The sequence below is a fragment of the Isoptericola variabilis genome (assembly GCF_050311655.1).
In the GTDB taxonomy this organism is placed as follows: Bacteria; Actinomycetota; Actinomycetes; order Actinomycetales; family Cellulomonadaceae; genus Isoptericola; species Isoptericola variabilis.
In genome coordinates, this window is sequence record NZ_JBNOZM010000028.1 from 1 (window position 1) to 245 (window position 245).

The 245-nt window shown below is 72.2% G+C and carries 1 pseudogene; it reads right to left on the bottom strand.

Annotation, left to right across the window (positions count from 1 at the left end):
* Positions 1–245 (bottom strand): annotated as a pseudogene (locus ACQP60_RS20930) (hypothetical protein); the annotation flags it as partial.

Genomic DNA, 245 nt, shown 5'->3' on the forward strand with positions numbered 1-245 from the left:
GAGGTCCTGCCAGGGTTCCTTGGGGCTCTGCGGCGACTGGTAGAAGGTGCCGAGGTAGCCGTCGGGCCGCGGGGCCCGCTCGATCAGCGCCACCGATTCCTCGAAGAAGTCGCGGGCCGTCTCCAGCGCCGCGGCCTCGTCCTCGTCGGCGGGCTCGCGGCCGAGCTCGTAGGCGATCCCCTCGAGCGTCTGGTAGACGTCGGTGTCGAGGAACGGGTAGCGCCCGCGGTAGTCGCCGACCGCCG